Below are 17,698 nucleotides of genomic sequence, written 5' to 3'. Positions count from 1 at the left end.
CTGACGCGCCGCCGGTTTTCCGCTCATCTGCTCATCCTTGTTTTATCGGGTTATTTGTCTGCTGACAGGCGAAACCCTACAGATTTATAAGAAAGCCTTAAGTGAGATATCTGTCAGATAAGAACAATTAGGAAAATATTTATATCACCATGATAAATATGTGATTTATTGGGAAGTAACAAACCATCAACATTTTCTGCCCTTTTTCCCATCACCAGGCCATACTGATATTTTTCCTCGCACAAAGGACTCGGCATGAAACTCGTCGGTAGCTACACCAGCCCGTTTGTACGCAAACTTTCTATTCTGTTGTTAGAAAAGGGCATAACTTTCGAATTTATTAATGAACTGCCCTATAACGCGGACAACGGCGTGGCGCAATTTAACCCGTTAGGGAAAGTGCCGGTGCTGGTGACCGAAGAGGGCGAATGTTGGTTTGATTCGCCGATCATCGCTGAATATATTGAATTAATGAATGTCGCTCCGGCGATGTTGCCGCGCGATCCGCTGGAGTCGTTGCGGGTGCGCAAAATTGAGGCGCTGGCGGATGGCATTATGGATGCCGGGCTGGTATCGGTGCGTGAACAGGCGCGTCCGGCGGCGCAGCAGTCTGAAGATGAATTGTTACGCCAGCGGGAGAAAATCAACCGCAGTCTGGATGTGCTGGAAGGATATCTGGTCGATGGCACGCTCAAAACCGATACGGTCAATCTGGCGACTATCGCCATTGCCTGTGCCGTCGGATATCTCAATTTCCGCCGCGTTGCGCCAGGCTGGTGTGTCGACCGCCCACACTTAGTCAAACTGGTCGAAAACCTGTTTAGCCGCGAAAGTTTTGCTCGCACCGAACCGCCAAAGGCTTGATGCGCGATATGTCCTCCTGACCCATCTCACGTTACAATCCGTGGTTATGTTAAACGCCCTTCTCCGTGTGAGAGGGCCTTGATCAGCCAGGTTTCCTATGACAACCGAAACGCGTTCCCTCTATAGTCAACTTCCGGCTATTGATCGCTTATTGCGCGATAGCTCCTTCCTTTCTTTGCGTGATACTTATGGCCACACCCGCGTAGTGGAATTGCTGCGTCAGATGCTTGACGAAGCGCGAGAAGTGATTCGTGACAGCCAGACGCTGCCCGCATGGTGTGAAAACTGGGCGCAAGAAGTCGATGCCCGACTGACGAAGGAGGCGCAGAGCGCGCTGCGTCCGGTGATCAACCTGACGGGAACCGTGCTGCATACCAATCTTGGGCGAGCTTTACAGGCAGAAGCCGCGGTGGAAGCCGTTGCGCAGGCTATGCGTTCGCCAGTGACCCTCGAGTACGATCTGGACGACGCCGGACGCGGACATCGCGATCGGGCGCTGGCGCAGCTGCTGTGCCGCATTACGGGAGCGGAAGATGCCTGTATCGTTAATAACAATGCGGCGGCGGTGTTATTGATGTTGGCGGCCACTGCCAGCGGGAAAGAGGTGGTGGTTTCTCGCGGCGAACTGGTGGAGATTGGCGGCGCGTTTCGTATTCCTGATGTCATGCGTCAGGCAGGCTGCACCCTACACGAAGTGGGGACCACCAACCGCACGCACGCTAATGATTATCGTCAGGCGGTGAATGAAAATACCGCGCTGTTGATGAAAGTACACACCAGTAACTACAGCATTCAGGGATTCACCAAAGCGATAGATGAAGCGGAACTGGTGGCGCTCGGCAAAGAGCTGGATGTTCCCGTAGTGACTGATTTAGGCAGTGGCTCGCTGGTCGATCTTAGCCAGTTCGGTTTGCCGAAAGAGCCAATGCCGCAGGAGTTGATTGCGGCGGGCGTCAGTCTGGTGAGCTTCTCCGGCGACAAGTTGTTAGGCGGGCCGCAGGCTGGAATTATTGTTGGTAAAAAAGAGATGATCGCCCGCCTGCAAAGCCATCCACTGAAGCGTGCATTACGCGCGGATAAAATGACCCTCGCGGCGCTGGAAGCCACGCTGCGTCTTTATTTACACCCTGAGGCGCTGAGTGAAAAATTACCGACCCTGCGTCTGCTTACCCGCAGCGCAGAGGTCATTCAAATCCAGGCACAACGTTTACAGGCCCCCCTTGCCACACATTACGGCGCGGAGTTTGCGGTACAGGTTATGCCATGTCTTTCGCAGATTGGCAGTGGTTCGCTGCCGGTTGATCGCCTGCCGAGTGCGGCATTAACGTTTACACCCCATGATGGACGCGGTAGCCACCTTGAGTCATTAGCCGCCCGCTGGCGTGAATTGCCAGTGCCGGTGATTGGTCGTATTTATGACGGACGATTGTGGCTGGATTTACGCTGCCTTGAAGATGAGCAACGGTTTTTGGAGATGTTGTTGAAATGATTATTGCGACTGCCGGACACGTTGACCACGGCAAAACAACCTTATTGCAGGCGATTACTGGCGTAAATGCCGATCGTCTGCCGGAAGAAAAAAAGCGCGGCATGACTATCGATCTCGGCTATGCCTACTGGCCGCAGCCGGATGGTCGCGTGCCTGGTTTTATCGACGTACCCGGTCATGAAAAGTTTCTTTCCAACATGCTGGCGGGCGTTGGTGGTATCGATCACGCGCTGTTGGTGGTGGCGTGCGATGACGGCGTGATGGCACAGACCCGTGAGCATCTGGCGATTTTGCAGCTGACCGGTAATCCGATGCTGACAGTGGCGCTGACCAAAGCCGATCGCGTGGACGAAGCGCGTGTTGATGAGGTTGAACGCCAGGTAAAGGAGGTGCTACGGGAATACGGTTTTGCTGAGGCAAAACTGTTTATCACCGCAGCAACCGAAGGTCGGGGAATTGATGCCCTGCGCGAGCATCTGCTTCAGTTACCAGAACGCGAACACGCCAGCCAACATAGTTTCCGCCTCGCGATCGACCGTGCATTTACCGTAAAAGGTGCCGGGCTGGTCGTCACCGGTACGGCGTTAAGCGGGGAAGTGAAGGTAGGCGATTCACTCTGGCTGACTGGTGTAAATAAACCGATGCGCGTGCGTGCGCTACATGCGCAAAATCAGCCAACAGAAACTGCCCATGCCGGGCAGCGTATCGCGCTTAACATCGCGGGTGATGCGGAAAAAGAGCAGATTAACCGTGGCGACTGGCTGCTTGCCGATGCGCCGCCGGAGCCGTTCACACGGGTGATTGTCGAGCTTCAAACCCATACACCGCTGACCCAGTGGCAGCCGCTGCATATTCACCACGCCGCCAGCCACGTTACGGGACGCGTTTCGCTGCTGGAAGATAACCTTGCCGAGCTGGTGTTCGACACGCCGCTGTGGCTGGCGGATAACGATCGCTTAGTGCTGCGCGATATCTCGGCCCGCAACACGCTGGCGGGGGCGCGTGTGGTGATGCTTAACCCGCCGCGTCGCGGTAAGCGTAAGCCGGAATATCTGCAATGGCTGGCGTCTCTTGCACGGGCGCAGAGCGATGCCGATGCGTTATCTGTTCATCTGGAACGCGGAGCGGTTAACCTTGCGGATTTCGCCTGGGCACGGCAGCTCAACGGCGAAGGGATGCGCGAACTGCTGCAACAGCCTGGCTATATTCAGGCTGGTTATAGCTTGTTGAATGCGCCGGTTGCCGCTCGCTGGCAGCGGAAAATTCTCGACACATTAGCGACTTATCATGAGCAACATCGCGATGAACCTGGTCCTGGGCGCGAACGTCTGCGACGTATGGCGTTGCCAATGGAAGATGAAGCGCTGGTACTGTTGCTGATTGAAAAGATGCGCGAAAGCGGCGACATCCTCAGTCATCACGGCTGGCTGCATCTGCCGGATCACAAAGCGGGCTTCAGCGAAGAGCAGCAGGCCATCTGGCAAAAAGCAGAGCCGCTGTTTGGTGACGAACCGTGGTGGGTGCGAGACCTGGCAAAAGAGACGGGAACCGACGAGCAGGCAATGCGCCTGACTCTACGCCAGGCGGCCCAGCAGGGGATAATTACGGCGATCGTTAAAGATCGTTATTACCGTAACGATCGGATTGTCGAATTTGCCAATATGATCCGCGATCTCGATCAGGAATGTGGTTCAACCTGCGCGGCGGATTTCCGCGATCGTTTAGGTGTTGGTCGAAAACTGGCAATTCAAATTCTGGAATATTTTGACCGCATTGGTTTTACGCGTCGTCGGGGAAATGATCATTTATTGCGCGACGCATTATTATTTCCGGAAAAATAAGGAAATGATTAATTAAGTTTTAAAATAAATTAATACAAAATTCTTATGAATTTAAAAAAAGCACATTGTTTAATGAATACAATGTGCTTTTTATTAGATTAATTTTGATAAACAATAATACTGATCATATTTTCGAATGAAAATCCTCAGTAAGCTGCCCGCCCTTTTTTACACTTTCAGGAGTGTGTTATGGCAGCTTCAACCTTTTTTATTCCTTCCGTGAATGTTATTGGTGCTGATTCATTGAATGATGCAATGAATATGATGGCAGATTATGGATTTACCCGTACCTTAATTGTCACTGACAATATGTTAACGAAATTGGGTATGGCGGGTGATGTGCAAAAAGCACTGGAAGAACGCAATATTTTTAGCGTTATTTATGATGGCACCCAACCTAACCCCACCACGGAAAACGTCGCTGCAGGTTTGAAATTACTTAAAGAAAATAATTGCGATAGCGTGATCTCCTTAGGCGGTGGTTCTCCGCACGACTGCGCAAAAGGTATTGCGCTGGTGGCAGCCAATGGCGGCGATATTCGCGATTACGAAGGCGTTGACCGCTCTGCAAAACCGCAGCTGCCGATGATCGCCATCAACACCACGGCGGGTACGGCCTCTGAAATGACCCGTTTCTGCATCATCACTGACGAAGCGCGTCATATCAAAATGGCGATTGTTGATAAACATGTCACTCCGTTGCTTTCTGTCAATGACTCCTCTCTGATGATTGGTATGCCGCAGTCACTGACCGCCGCAACGGGTATGGATGCCTTAACGCACGCTATCGAAGCGTATGTTTCTATTGCTGCCACGCCGATCACTGACGCTTGTGCATTGAAAGCGGTGACCATGATTGCCGAAAACCTGCCGTTAGCCGTTGAAAATGGCAGCAATGCTAAAGCGCGTGAAGCAATGGCTTATGCCCAGTTCCTCGCTGGCATGGCATTCAACAACGCTTCTCTGGGTTATGTTCATGCGATGGCGCACCAGCTGGGCGGTTTCTACAATCTGCCGCACGGTGTATGTAACGCCGTTCTGCTGCCGCATGTTCAGGTATTCAACAGCAAAGTCGCCGCTGCGCGTCTGCGTGACTGTGCTGCTGCTATGGGCGTGAACGTGACAGGCAAAAATGACGCGGAAGGCGCAGAAGCGTGCATCAATGCCATCCGTGAACTGGCGAAGAAAGTGAATATCCCGGCAGGCCTGCGTGACCTGAACGTGAAAGAAGAGGATTTCGCGGTACTGGCCACAAATGCCCTGAAAGATGCGTGTGGGTTTACTAACCCGATTCAGGCAACTCACGAAGAAATTGTGGCGATTTATCGCGCTGCGATGTAATCATCATTCCCCCAATGGCTGGCTAATTGTCAGCCATTTTTTAAACTCTCTCAAAATTTGCGATTTTTGAGAGAGTTTTAGTTATCTCTGTAATCCTTGCCCGTAAATTCGTGATAGCCGTCGTAAAGCTATCACCAGTTGGCGAAGATTTCGCCAGCCACGTCTACCCTTGTTATACCTCACACCGCAAGGAGACGATCATGACCAATAATCCCCCTTCAGCACAGATTAAGCCCGGCGAGTATGGTTTTCCTCTTAAGTTAAAAGCCCGTTATGACAACTTTATCGGCGGCGAGTGGGTAGCCCCTGCCGACGGCGAGTATTACCAGAACCTGACGCCGGTGACCGGGCAGCTGCTGTGCGAAGTGGCGTCTTCGGGCAAACGAGACATCGATCTGGCGCTGGATGCTGCGCACAAAGTGAAAGATAAATGGGCGCATACTTCGGTGCAGGAGCGCGCGGCGATTCTGTTTAAGATCGCCGATCGGATGGAGCAGAACCTCGAACTGTTAGCGACCGCTGAAACCTGGGATAACGGCAAACCCATTCGCGAAACCAGTGCTGCCGATGTGCCGCTGGCGATTGACCATTTCCGCTATTTCGCCTCGTGTATTCGGGCGCAGGAAGGCGGTATTAGTGAAGTGGATAGCGAAACCGTGGCTTATCACTTCCACGAACCGTTAGGCGTGGTGGGGCAGATTATTCCGTGGAACTTCCCGCTGCTGATGGCGAGCTGGAAAATGGCCCCCGCGCTGGCGGCGGGCAACTGTGTGGTGCTGAAACCCGCACGTCTTACCCCGCTTTCTGTACTGCTGCTAATGGAAATCGTCGGTGATTTACTGCCGCCAGGCGTGGTGAACGTGGTCAACGGTGCAGGTGGGGAAATTGGCGAATATCTGGCGACCTCGAAACGCATCGCTAAAGTGGCGTTTACCGGCTCAACGGAAGTGGGCCAACAAATTATGCAATACGCTACGCAAAACATTATTCCGGTAACCCTGGAGCTGGGCGGCAAATCGCCAAATATCTTCTTTGCTGATGTGATGGATGAAGAAGATGCCTTTTTCGATAAAGCGCTGGAAGGCTTTGCACTGTTTGCCTTTAACCAGGGCGAAGTTTGCACCTGTCCAAGCCGTGCTTTAGTACAGGAGTCTATCTACGAACGCTTTATGGAACGCGCCATCCGCCGTGTCGAAAGCATTCGTAGCGGTAACCCACTCGACAGCGTGACGCAAATGGGAGCGCAGGTTTCGCACGGGCAACTGGAAACCATCCTCAATTACATTGATATCGGTAAAAAAGAAGGCGCTGATGTGCTCACCGGCGGGCGGCGCAAGCTGCTGGAAGGCGAACTGAAAGACGGCTACTACCTCGAACCGACGATTCTGTTTGGTCAGAATAATATGCGCGTGTTCCAGGAGGAGATTTTTGGCCCGGTGCTGGCGGTGACCACCTTCAAAACGATGGAAGAAGCGCTGGAGCTGGCGAACGACACGAAATATGGCCTGGGCGCGGGTGTCTGGAGCCGCAACGGTAATCTGGCCTATAAGATGGGGCGCGGCATTCAGGCCGGGCGCGTGTGGACCAACTGTTATCACGCTTACCCGGCACATGCGGCGTTTGGTGGCTACAAACAATCAGGCATTGGCCGCGAAACCCACAAAATGATGCTTGAGCATTACCAGCAAACCAAGTGCCTGCTGGTGAGCTACTCGGATAAACCGTTGGGGCTGTTCTGATGTGAAAGGCAGGCAACGTTAATAGTTGTCTGCCTTTGTTTTAGTTGTATAAAGCGGCAGTCGCTTTCAACTCATCGCTGAAAGAATAAATATCATCGAGAGATTCAATAGGATGGCGGGTTTCGTTTTTCTCTAAGTCAAATAAACCAATATATTTTTGATTTCGATTGAAATGTAATCTACAGAGTGGCTTTCGATTATTGTCATCTACAAGTATACCAAAATAGCTTTTTGTATCTCTGTGGACTATTCGTGGTGCATCAAGCACTACGCGAACTATAGCTTTAACAATATGAAATCCTTCAAGTTCCTCCATAGTAGTGGCAATATCGGTTTCTTCTTTATTAATACATTCAACTTCCTCATTGTGTGAATTCGAATCAATTACAGATAATGACCCACCACCTATTGCCGATTTCAATCTTTCGTTTATTTGAGAGTTAATATATTGATTGGCAGCTTTCTTTGTTAATTTTGCAAACGTATCTTTTACCTTTTGTGTTAACATACCTTCATAAATTCTTGCTGCAAAGAATTTTACAAAATCCTCTTCAGGATTATTCATTTGTGCATGGAGAACTTTTTTAATTAAACTAACATATTTTAATTCACCTGCAGCATTAATTATTGATTCCAAATCAAATGCTGATTTAGTAAGCTTCTTTATCTCGGGAACAACTGTTTCGTCTAAGTCAAGTAGATCTATCTCAAGAAATGGTTTTTCATCCATTTTATTAGGTGCTTCTAAATCAGTAAAAAATTTATAAACTTGTCCATTGGTTAGAATAGATATTCTTGCATTTGTTACATGAAAGTATCGAAAAAGCTGTGAAGCATGATTTATATTTAGAGGATCGCCAATTTTTTTGCATTCAATGAGAATCTGAACCTCGCTATTTTTTAAGATTGCATAGTCAATCCTTTCACCTTTCTTCGTTCCAATATCGCATACAAACTCTGGGATAACTTCGGTAGGATCAAAGACATCATAACCTAACACATTGTTAATGAACGGCATTACGAAAGCATTTTTGGTAGCTTCCTCCGTTTCAATGACTCCGGCTTGTTGTTTTATTTTTGCGGATAATGAATTCAGCTTATCTATAAACTCCATAGACATTATAACTCCTTATATATATTTAATAAAAATGCGTTTGATAAAAATATAGAAAATATTTATATATTAACGCTTTATCATTGGTCATAGTTAATGTATAACACACAAAAAATAATGTTTGCACATTGTAAATACAATGGTGAAACAAACTTGATATTTATCAAGAAAATAAAACAGTGTCTTTTATTGGTTGTTTTAAACGTTCAATGAATACGAGTTGGAGCTATAGCAAGACTAGCTTCGATATCGCATGGATAATCTAATACAGATTTTTTAACACCTAATACTATGAGTTATATGTAAATTGCGAGCATCCTCGCATATTTTCTACCAATTACTGCACACCGTTATTCTTCTTCCGAGCGGCATTCCTGAGTCAACTTTATCCCCCTGACGGCCCATATAAATCGCGCTATCGTGATTGTTATCGCTAATTGTGTGTGTATCGTGTGTATAATCATGGAAGGGCAGGGATGTGAAAAGTGCAGACGTGATCGCCATCCTGAAGCAGCATGGCTGGGAACATATTCGAACCCGTGGCAGTCGTCATCAGTTCCGCCACCCTGTTCATCCGGGTCTGGTGACGGTTCCGCACCCTAAAAAAGATATTAAGCCCGGTACGCTGGCGCAAATTGGGCGTCAGGCTGGTTTAACATTTTAAAATTTCAGGAGGCAATATGTTTTATCCCGCCTATATCCACAGTGATCCTGACGGCAGCGCCAGCGGTTTTTTCCCTGATGTTCCAGGCTGTTATTTTGCTGGTGATACGCTGGACTACGCTTTCCAGGATGCGCGAAGTGCACTGGTCGCGCACTTCGAAACCTTATGCGAGATGAATGAAGAGTTGCCGCTTCCAGGCTCTGTGGAAACACATCTGGTCCAGCGTGCGCAGGACTTTATTGGCGGGCAATGGTTGCTGGTGGATATCAATATGAATCAGTTCGAAGGTCGGGCTGAACGTATCAATATTACGATGCCAAAAAGATTACTGAACAAGATTGATACCTACGTGCGCAATAACCCAGACTATGCCAACAGAAGTGCGTTTCTGGCGGAAGCTGCCCGGCGTGTATTGCCGGGCGTTTAATCTCGCGTTTCGATGGTTGGCGGGCAACCGCACCGATATGTTGATACTGATAAGACGCGTTAAGCGTCGCATCATGCGCTGGTTTCCTCATTCACCCAGATCCGCATTTCGCCTTCACCCCGGTTGGCCCAGCTAAACCACGGGATAAAGGTCAGGGTTTGCGGCTGGCGTTTGGCTGGCGCGCTGTCGTAATGCCACAGCGGTTGCTGCTCTGGATTGCTCTGTTCATACCGGTAACCCGGAGCCTGGATTAAGATCTTATGGCGGAACAATCCATTACCTTCAAATGTCGTAAATGGCGCATCGGCGGGCAGCCACAGGTTATGCAGTGACTCGCCGTTGTCGGCGTGTTCCAGGCAATACACCAGTGGGCCGCGCTGAATCGCCACTTTTCCGGCGACGTGACGCACCAGCGGGTTACCGTAAACGCGGCGTACCGGCATCGGCAAAGTCAGATTCAGCATATCGCCCTCCTGCCATTCGCGGGTAATGTGCAAATACCCTTTACGAATATCCTGCTCGACCTCTTCCCCATTCAATATGATCTGCGGCTGTGTGCACCAGTCCGGCAGACGTAAAGCCAGCGTATGACGCACCGGCTGGGGCGATTCAACCGCAATCGTCACCTGCTCCTGCCACGGATAGTTTCCGCTAACCCGCAGGCGCAGCGTGCCATTTTCTACCGGCACTTCCATGCTGTTTCCTGCGTAGATGTTGATATACAACGCATCTTCACGCGGCGTGTAGAGATAATGACCAATCGAGGTTAGCACGCGGGCGATATTTGGCGGACAACAAGCGCAACCAAACCAACGCTGGCGGATCGGCTTAACGTGATCGTAGATATGGTTGAATTTCAGCGATTTTGGATGTACTTCCAGCGGATTCACATAGAAGAAATGTTTGCCATCCAGTGCCATGCCGCCGAGCACAGTGTTGTACAGCGCGCGCTCCATCACATCGGCATATTGACTGTCGCCTTCCATTTCCAGCATTCGCCGGGCAAACATCATCAGGCCGATGGAGGCGCAGCTTTCAGCGTATACCGTGTCATTCGGCAGATCGTAATCGCTGCTGAACGCTTCGCCGCTGCTTTGTGAGCCAATGCCGCCGGTAATATATAACTGACGCTGGGCCATATTGTTCCACAGCCGCAGGCAGTCCTGACGCTTGCTTTCATCGTGACTTAAACGCGCCAGATGTGCGACGCCAGTCATCAGATATACAAAGCGTACTGCATGTCCGATGGCGGTTTGTTGCTGTGCGATGGGCAAATGCGCCTGGCTGTAGGCTTTATCTTTCACCATCCACGCCGGGCCGTAGGTGTGCCAGTGCGAGGTCTGCCCGCGCTTTTCATATTCCTGGTCGTAATAGTGCGGTTGCGCACCACGCTGTTCGACAAAATAGTTTGTCAGCGCCAGGTAGCGCGGCTCTTCGGTCACTTCATACAGGCGCATTAGTGCCAGTTCAATTTCCGGGTGACCAGGATAACCGTGTAACTTACTTTCACCTGGACCAAATACGCTGTCGATATGATCGGCCAGACGGCAAACCACTTCCAGCAAGCGCCGTTTTCCCGTGGCCTGGAAGAAGGCGACTCCGGCTTCAATCAGATGACCGGCGCAGTAAAGTTCATGACACTCCGCCAGATTGCTCCAGCGTTCTTCGGGCGCTTTTACCGTAAAGTAAGTATTGAGATAGCCATCTTCGCACTGGGCGGAAGCGACCAGTTCGATTACCTCGTCAGCGGTTTTTTCCAGTTCGGCATCCGGCTTCTGGCACAGCGACCAGGCTACCGCTTCCAGCCATTTGGCGACGTCGCTGTCCTGAAACACCATCCCGTAAAATTCACCGTCTTGCAGTCCTGCGGCAATGCGAAAGTTTTCAATCGCATGGCTGGGTTCCGCTTCTGGGATACGATCGTTCAAGGCGTCCCACTGATAAGGAATCACCACATCGCGGACCAGTTGTTGGTACTGACCGAGGAACGGATCGCTGACCGTCAGTTTATGCAGATCGACTTCCGAAATGTTCATCTTGTGCTCCTTAAGGCTGTACATGACGCTGACGCAGGTCGGTAGCAATGCGTGACATCATAGGGTTATTGAGTTTGCAAAAGCGGATCGCCCCTGCCAGCAGCAGGTGGAATAGCGCAGGCAGTAATGTTTCCATCGCCGTGATCCCGCCAAGCGAACTGGTGGTCTGGTTTTCCACGCCTGGCTGGTAGGCGACAAAAATAAACAGCAGGCTGATGATCCCGGCGCTGGAGGCCCAGGCCAGTTTGATGAAAAACAGATTGAAGGCGAAGTTCATGCCGGAAGAACGTACGCGGGTTTTCCACTCGCCGTAGTCATCGGCAAAGGCCATCAATGAGAAGTGCAATGGCAATGTGAAGCCAAGAATCACGCCATTACCGAGGATCACCGCCAGCCACAGCGTTTGATAAGCCGGGCCAGAAGGCAGGAACCACATCAACACCGCCAGCGCGGCGAGGAGCAGGTTGGTGTAGTAGTAAATTTTGACGGTATCGAAACGTCGCGTTAACGGGCTGACAATCACCGAGCCGATAATGGAGGCGAAGGTGACCATGGTGAAGAACAGCGACGTGTAGCCCGTACTGCCTTGTAAGACGTAGGTAATGAAGTACATATACCCACCGCCGCGAATGTTAAAGACGTTAATCAGCAGGAAAGACATGACCAGCATCAGCAGCAGTTGGTCGTTGTTTCGCAGCCCGGCAAGATGTTCGCGCAGGGTAAATTTCCCCATTGTGGAGAGTGGTACCCGTTCACGAACCCAGAAGAAACAGCACAGGAACATCACCACAGCGATGGCGCACAATACGCCGACGCCCAGTTGATAGCCGCGCGCGGCATTACCCTGACCGAAGAGATCCACCATCCACGGCAGGCCAACCGAAACCAGAAATCCCGCTACGCCGCAGAGAACGAATCGCCAGGACTGGCAGGAGATCACTTCATTGTGGCGGGTGGTCATGGTGTTGATCAGCGCGCAGTACGGCACGTTGATGGCGGTATAACCGACTGAAAGGAGCAGGTAAGTGCCGAACGCCCAGGCGATTTTTACTCCCATGCTGGCATCTGGCACGGTGAACGTCAGGATGCCGATAATGCCGATGGGAATGGCAATCCATAACTGCCACGGACGAAAGCGCCCCCAGCGACTTTGCGTCCGGTCGGCAATGACGCCCATCACCGGGTCGGAGATGGCATCAAACACGCGCAGTGCAATAAACAGCGTGCCGACCAGCGCCGGAGTTAAGCCAAAAACGTCGGTGTAGAAAAAGGTGAGAAAGTTCATGATCAGGCAAGTTATTACGGTGCCGCCTGCGTCACCCAGGCCGTAGCCTATTTTTTCCCGTACAGATAACGCATCGTCAATTTTACCTTTAGCGATATCAGCGGTAGTAATCGGTGTAGAGGTCATAGATATTCCTCGTGAATAGGGAGCAATTTTTAGTTTTATTGCAATGACATGATTAATTCTGCCGTGAACGGGAATATCAACAAGGCGAGAAAAGAGTAAAAAAAGGTGACGATTCCGACCTGAATTTAAAAGTGTGAAATGGATCAGGTGAAATTAATGTTTTTGATTAATAATCAAAAGGTAATGTGTTTAATCATTAATGAATAAGCGGGAAATTACATATCAATGCTCGAATTATCCATGACGTTACCGATTAAAGTGCAAAATGGTGGATTATTTATTTCCCGTGGCGTAGGGAGGCATCCGGCAAGGCGGCTGGAGTCATGGGAAATTATCTTTGTCGAAAAAGGTCGATTAACGATTCAGGAAGAAGAGCGGATATTTCTGGTCGATGCGGGAGAGAGTTTATTACTCTGGCCGAACCGACAGCATGTTGGGGTAGAGGATTTTCCCGCCGATCTCAAATTTTACTGGCTGCATTTTGAGGTTAAAGCGCCGGATAGCGACCCGCGCTGGCTCACTCATCTTAGCGTGCCGCAACAAACGAAGGTTGCCGATCCGCAGGCGCTGGTGGCCCTGTTTCGCCAGTTCTTAAGCGAACAGGAAAAGCATCAACGCACTCCGGCGCTGGAGTTTATTGTGCTGCTGATTTTGCAGCAACTCACCCGTGACGCGCGTCTTGATGAACAGGCCGATGCCGCAGGTACCACGCTTGCCTGGAAAGCGCAGAAACTGATCCGCACGCAATATCATCGCCCGCTTTCCACGGCGCTTTTAGCCCGCGAGCTGTACTGCAATGCCGATTATCTTGGGCGCGTCTATCGGCGGGTGTTTCATCTGACGTTAACAGAAGCAATCCATCGCCAGCGAGTGCGCGAAGCCGAAAAGCTGTTAATTAGCGAAGCGCGATCGCTCACGGAAGTGGCGGCGTTGTGTGGGTTTAATGACGTTGGCTATTTCCGGCAGATTTTTCGCAAACACACCGGTTTAACGCCAGCTGCGTGGAAGCGACGTTACAGCAAGGAACATATCAATTCGTAGTGCCGGGGCAATGAAGCCCCGGCGTGAGGGATTACTGCCCGTAATAGGCATTGGCCCCATGCTTACGCAGGTAGTGCTTATCCAACAGTTCGTTTTGCATCGCAGGGAGTTGCGGCGCAAGCTGGCGCGAGAACAGGCCCATATAGGCGCACTCTTCCAGCACTACGGCATTATGCACCGCATCGGCGGCGTTTTTACCCCAGGCGAACGGGCCGTGAGAATGTACCAGAACCGCCGGGATTTGCGCTGGACTCCTGCCGCGTTCTTCGAGGGTTTCAATGATCACTTCGCCAGTCTGGTATTCATACTCGCCGTTGATCTCTTCTGCGGTCATCAGGCGCGTGCAGGGGATGGCTCCATAGAAGTAATCGGCGTGCGTGGTGCCCCAGGCGGGGAGATCCAGCCCGGCCTGTGACCAGATGGTCGCGTGGCGCGAGTGGGTATGCACAATGCCACCGATTTCGGCATAGCGACGGTAGAGCGCCAGATGCGTTGGCGTGTCGGACGAGGGCTTTTTGCTGCCTTCCACCCCCTTACCGCTGGCTATCTCAACCACCACCATATCGTCGGCAGTCATCACGTCGTACTCGACGCCGGAAGGTTTGATTACCATCCATTGCCGCGTTTCGTCTACCGCGCTGACATTGCCCCAGGTGAACGTCACCAGATGGTGAGCGGGAAGTGCCAGATTTGCCGCCAGCACGTCGGCTTTCAGTTGCTCTAACATATAAATCCAGCCTCCTGCATACGCGCTTCAATCCAGCGCCGCGCCTGAATAATCTCCAGCACCGGCTCTTTGGCTTTTTCGGTCCACATCTCAATCAGGAAAGAACCGCGATAGTTCAGTTCATGCAGCGTTTTGAAGATGCCAACGAAATCGACGCAGCCTTCGCCAAACGGCACATCACGGAACTGTCCGGGGCTTTGCTCGGTCACTGGCCGGGTGTCTTTCAGGTGGATTGCGGCAATACGGTCAATGCCCAGTTTCAGTTCGGCGGAAACATCATTGCCCCAGGCGCTGAGGTTGCCGACGTCCGGGTAGACGGTGAACCACGGCGAGGCGAGCATCTCGTCCCATTTTTTCCATTTGCTGATGGAGTTCATAAACGCGGTATCCATAATCTCCACCGCCAGCATTACTTGTGATGCCGCCGCCTGTTCGACCGCCCACGCCAGCCCTTCAGCAAAACGTTGCCGGGTGCCTTCGTCGTGGTCTTCGTAATAGACGTCATAACCCGCCAGTTGAATGGTGCGAATGCCGAGATCGCGCGCCAGGCGAATCGCTTTACTCATGATTTTCCGCGCCCGTTCGCGCACCGCCTCGTCCCGGCTGCCAAAGGGAAAGCGACGATGTGCGGACAGGCACATTGACGGAATGGCAACACCCGTTTCGATCATCGCAGTGACCAGTGAAGCACGTTGTGCGGCGTTCCAGTCAAGGCGTGACAAACGTTCGTCGGTTTCATCCACCGACATTTCGACAAAATCAAAACCGCAGCTTTTCGCCAGCACCAGCCGCTCAGGCCAGGAGAGATCTTTCGCCAGCGCTTTTTCATAAATACCTAACGGATGATTACGCACGCGCGCCTCCCCAGATAGCGTCGATTTGCGCATGGAAATCGCCAGCCACCTGCGCCGGATTTGCTGCGCCTGCCAGCGCCCGCCCGGCAATAAACGCTTTCACGCGGATATCTTTAAACAGCGGCAGGTCAGCAGGGGTAATCCCGCCGGTAATGGAAAGCTCAAGGCCGATATCGGAAAGCGCCTTCATACGTGCCAGATCGGCTTCGCACCACTGTTGCCCGCTGGCTTGCGCGTCACGACCGCGATGATAAATGGCCTGCCGCACGCCAATACGATGCCAGTCGCGGGCGTCGTCCAGCGTCCAGTTGCCGAACAGTTCTATCTGAATTTCACCACCGCAGCGTTGCGCCATGGCGTGGCCTTTTTCCACCGTCGCGAGCGGCGCGGCGCAGATGATGGTCATCCAGTTAGCGCCTGCGCCAAATGCCTGTTGCACGAGCGTTTCACCCGCGTCGGCGACCTTCCAGTCGGCAACGATGATTTTATCCGGGCACTGTTCGCGCAAGGCTTTCACCGCGCCAAGCCCTTCGTTTAAACAGAGAATAGTGCCCGCTTCGACGATATCGACGCTGTCTTTTAACAGCATCACGTCGCGCTGCGCGGCTTCAAGTGATGAGTGGTCGAGGGCCAGTTGCAGAAGTGGTCGGCTCATAATGTGTGCTCCTTGATGCGGGCGTGAAAGCCCTGAAGTGCGGCAATGAGATGCTGATAGCGTTGGTATTTTTGTTGGTAAAGCTGATGTGCGGTCATATCCGGCAGCAGGGTGCGTACTGGGTGCTGTAAATCACGTTGGGCTTCGCTGAAATCGCGATAAACCCCGGTGCCGACGCGGGCGGCAAGCGCCGCGCCAAAACAGCCGGTTTCTTCCACCTGCGGCAGTTCGATACGCAGCCCGCTGACGTCCGCCAGCATTTGCATCCAGACATCGGAATGCGCCGGGCCGCCAGTGACGCGCAGGGTGTGCACATCAGTAAAACGTTCGCGCATCCGGTTGAGATGGGTCATATGGCTGAATACCACCCCTTCATAAATGGCCTGCAACAGGTGTGCGCGGGTGTGAATGGCCTGCATCCCGTAGAAACCGCTGGTCATCTCGAGTCCGGCGTTGCTGCCGTACAGGAACGGCAGGAAAAAGAGATCGCCCCCGGCCTTTGGCAAGCTGGCAACGGCCTGGTTAATCTCATCAAACGAGATTTCTCCCCACTGTGCGGTAAACCATTCGAGGTTGCCGGAAGAGGTGGGGCTGGCTTCGTGAACGATAAATTGACCATCGTTAACGTAGCGACCATAGACATACGGATGCGCTTCACCGTCACGTAAACCACGGGTTATTCCGCTGGTCACCGCCCAGGTGCCCATCACCGCATTAAGGGTAAATTCGTCTTCGATCCCGGCACAGAGTGCGGTGGAAACCACATCAAACAGGCCGCCGACAACGGGCGTACCCGCTTTCAGACCGGTCAGTGCGGCTGTCTGAGCGGTGATCTCCCCGCAGATTTCGGCAGATCCGACAACAGGCGGCAGGGCGTGGTTGATTTCAGCGATCCCAAGCCAGTCGGTGAGGCACGGGTCATATTCCCCAAGACTCATGTTGTAGAGATTGGACTCAGAAATATTGCTCTCTTCGCAACCTTTGACGCCGGTTAAACACCAGCGCAGGTAGTCGTGCGTCATCATCACGCAGCCAATTTGCGCGTAGCGTTCCGGTTCGTGCTCTTTCAGCCAGCGTAACAGCGACACCGGATGCCCGGTCCACAAGGTTTGTCGGGTCAGCGGGTAGAGTTTTTCCGGGATGCCATCTTCCTGCCAGCGATGAACGATTTCCATCGCCCGGCGATCCGAGGACAAAATGGCGTTACCGAGCGGCTTGTCGTTTTTATCCAGCAAAAACAAGCCCTTTCCCTGTGCGGAGATGCCGATACCGACAATTTGTTCCCCGCTAACGCCGGAATGGGTAAGCAGGGCGCGAATGACAGCCATGCAGCATTGCCACAGTTCTGCCATATCGCGCTCTGCCCAGCCTGGCTGCGGGCTTAATGTGCACAGCGGCAGGCGTTGCACGCCTGCCTCCCGGCCTTCGCGGTCATACAGCCCGGCTTTCAGCCAGCTACCGCCACAATCTAACCCCAGCCAGTATTGCGTCATGG

General features: G+C 52.1%; 15 protein-coding genes. 8 read left to right on the top strand and 7 right to left on the bottom strand.

Annotated elements, in window-relative coordinates; genetic code table 11:
• Positions 1 to 255: 255 nt before the first annotated feature.
• From ACJHXB_RS12580 to aldB, 5 genes are all read left to right on the top strand, one after another.
• Positions 256 to 864, top strand: coding sequence for a glutathione S-transferase (locus tag ACJHXB_RS12580; protein ID WP_000779792.1), 609 nt, complete (start codon positions 256 to 258; stop codon positions 862 to 864).
• 97 nt (positions 865 to 961) lie between these two features.
• Entirely contained in the window at positions 962 to 2,353 is a 1,392-nt protein-coding gene (gene selA, locus ACJHXB_RS12575) for an L-seryl-tRNA(Sec) selenium transferase (protein ID WP_000206243.1), read from the top strand.
• Positions 2,350 to 4,194, top strand: coding sequence for a selenocysteine-specific translation elongation factor (gene selB / locus ACJHXB_RS12570; RefSeq protein ID WP_000582429.1), 1,845 nt, complete (start codon positions 2,350 to 2,352; stop codon positions 4,192 to 4,194). Before selA ends, selB begins: the two co-directional genes overlap by 4 nt.
• 189 nt (positions 4,195 to 4,383) lie before the next feature.
• The gene (gene yiaY / locus ACJHXB_RS12565; RefSeq protein ID WP_000741506.1) at positions 4,384 to 5,535 is read left to right on the top strand and encodes an L-threonine dehydrogenase; all 1,152 of its coding nucleotides are present in this window, start codon (positions 4,384 to 4,386) and stop codon (positions 5,533 to 5,535) included.
• Positions 5,536 to 5,735: 200 nt separating this feature from the next.
• A complete protein-coding gene (gene aldB / locus ACJHXB_RS12560) occupies positions 5,736 to 7,274 on the top strand; it encodes an aldehyde dehydrogenase AldB (RefSeq protein ID WP_001469350.1) in 1,539 nt (512 codons plus the stop codon).
• A 40-nt stretch (positions 7,275 to 7,314) separates the two neighbouring features.
• Here the strand turns inward: aldB and ACJHXB_RS12555 are convergent, their stop codons facing one another.
• Entirely contained in the window at positions 7,315 to 8,394 is a 1,080-nt protein-coding gene (locus ACJHXB_RS12555) for a type I restriction endonuclease (protein ID WP_000061479.1), read from the bottom strand.
• Positions 8,395 to 8,866: 472 nt separating this feature from the next.
• Here ACJHXB_RS12555 and ACJHXB_RS12550 point away from each other — a divergent pair, with 472 nt between their 5' ends.
• Both ACJHXB_RS12550 and ACJHXB_RS12545 read left to right on the top strand, forming a co-directional pair.
• The gene (locus tag ACJHXB_RS12550; RefSeq protein WP_000833474.1) at positions 8,867 to 9,052 is read left to right on the top strand and encodes a type II toxin-antitoxin system HicA family toxin; all 186 of its coding nucleotides are present in this window, start codon (positions 8,867 to 8,869) and stop codon (positions 9,050 to 9,052) included.
• A 16-nt stretch (positions 9,053 to 9,068) separates the two neighbouring features.
• Entirely contained in the window at positions 9,069 to 9,479 is a 411-nt protein-coding gene (locus tag ACJHXB_RS12545) for a type II toxin-antitoxin system HicB family antitoxin (protein ID WP_000499746.1), read from the top strand.
• Positions 9,480 to 9,550: 71 nt separating this feature from the next.
• Here ACJHXB_RS12545 and ACJHXB_RS12540 read toward each other — a convergent pair whose 3' ends face one another.
• Positions 9,551 to 11,515: a glycoside hydrolase family 127 protein gene (locus tag ACJHXB_RS12540; RefSeq protein WP_001026871.1), complete on the bottom strand. Its 1,965-nt coding sequence runs from the start codon at positions 11,513 to 11,515 to the stop codon at positions 9,551 to 9,553.
• A gap of 10 nt (positions 11,516 to 11,525) precedes the next feature.
• Complete coding sequence (locus tag ACJHXB_RS12535; protein ID WP_000204815.1) at positions 11,526 to 12,926, bottom strand: MFS transporter; 1,401 nt, start codon at positions 12,924 to 12,926, stop codon at positions 11,526 to 11,528.
• Positions 12,927 to 13,151: 225 nt separating this feature from the next.
• On the opposite strand from ACJHXB_RS12535, the gene ACJHXB_RS12530 reads away from it, so the two are divergent.
• Complete coding sequence (locus ACJHXB_RS12530; protein WP_000891838.1) at positions 13,152 to 13,967, top strand: AraC family transcriptional regulator; 816 nt, start codon at positions 13,152 to 13,154, stop codon at positions 13,965 to 13,967.
• Positions 13,968 to 13,998: 31 nt separating this feature from the next.
• On the opposite strand, the gene araD is transcribed toward ACJHXB_RS12530, so the two are convergent.
• From araD to lyxK, 4 genes are read right to left on the bottom strand one after another with little or no spacing between them, the layout of a single operon-like run.
• Complete coding sequence (araD, locus tag ACJHXB_RS12525) at positions 13,999 to 14,694, bottom strand: L-ribulose-5-phosphate 4-epimerase (protein WP_000893130.1); 696 nt, start codon at positions 14,692 to 14,694, stop codon at positions 13,999 to 14,001.
• Positions 14,688 to 15,548: an L-ribulose-5-phosphate 3-epimerase gene (locus ACJHXB_RS12520; protein WP_001469354.1), complete on the bottom strand. Its 861-nt coding sequence runs from the start codon at positions 15,546 to 15,548 to the stop codon at positions 14,688 to 14,690. The genes araD and ACJHXB_RS12520 overlap by 7 nt, the downstream gene beginning before the upstream one ends.
• Positions 15,541 to 16,203, bottom strand: coding sequence for a 3-keto-L-gulonate-6-phosphate decarboxylase UlaD (gene ulaD, locus ACJHXB_RS12515; protein WP_000089469.1), 663 nt, complete (start codon positions 16,201 to 16,203; stop codon positions 15,541 to 15,543). Before ulaD ends, ACJHXB_RS12520 begins: the two co-directional genes overlap by 8 nt.
• Positions 16,200 to 17,696, bottom strand: coding sequence for an L-xylulokinase (lyxK, locus tag ACJHXB_RS12510; RefSeq protein WP_000196116.1), 1,497 nt, complete (start codon positions 17,694 to 17,696; stop codon positions 16,200 to 16,202). The genes ulaD and lyxK overlap by 4 nt, the downstream gene beginning before the upstream one ends.
• Between the last annotated feature and the right edge of the window lie 2 nt (positions 17,697 to 17,698).

It is taken from the genome of Escherichia sp. WS3227_2 (assembly GCF_046486495.1).
Classification (GTDB): Bacteria; Pseudomonadota; Gammaproteobacteria; order Enterobacterales; family Enterobacteriaceae; genus Escherichia; species Escherichia coli.
Note: the sequence above shows the minus strand (reverse complement) of the source record. Positions and strands in the feature narration are given on the sequence as shown.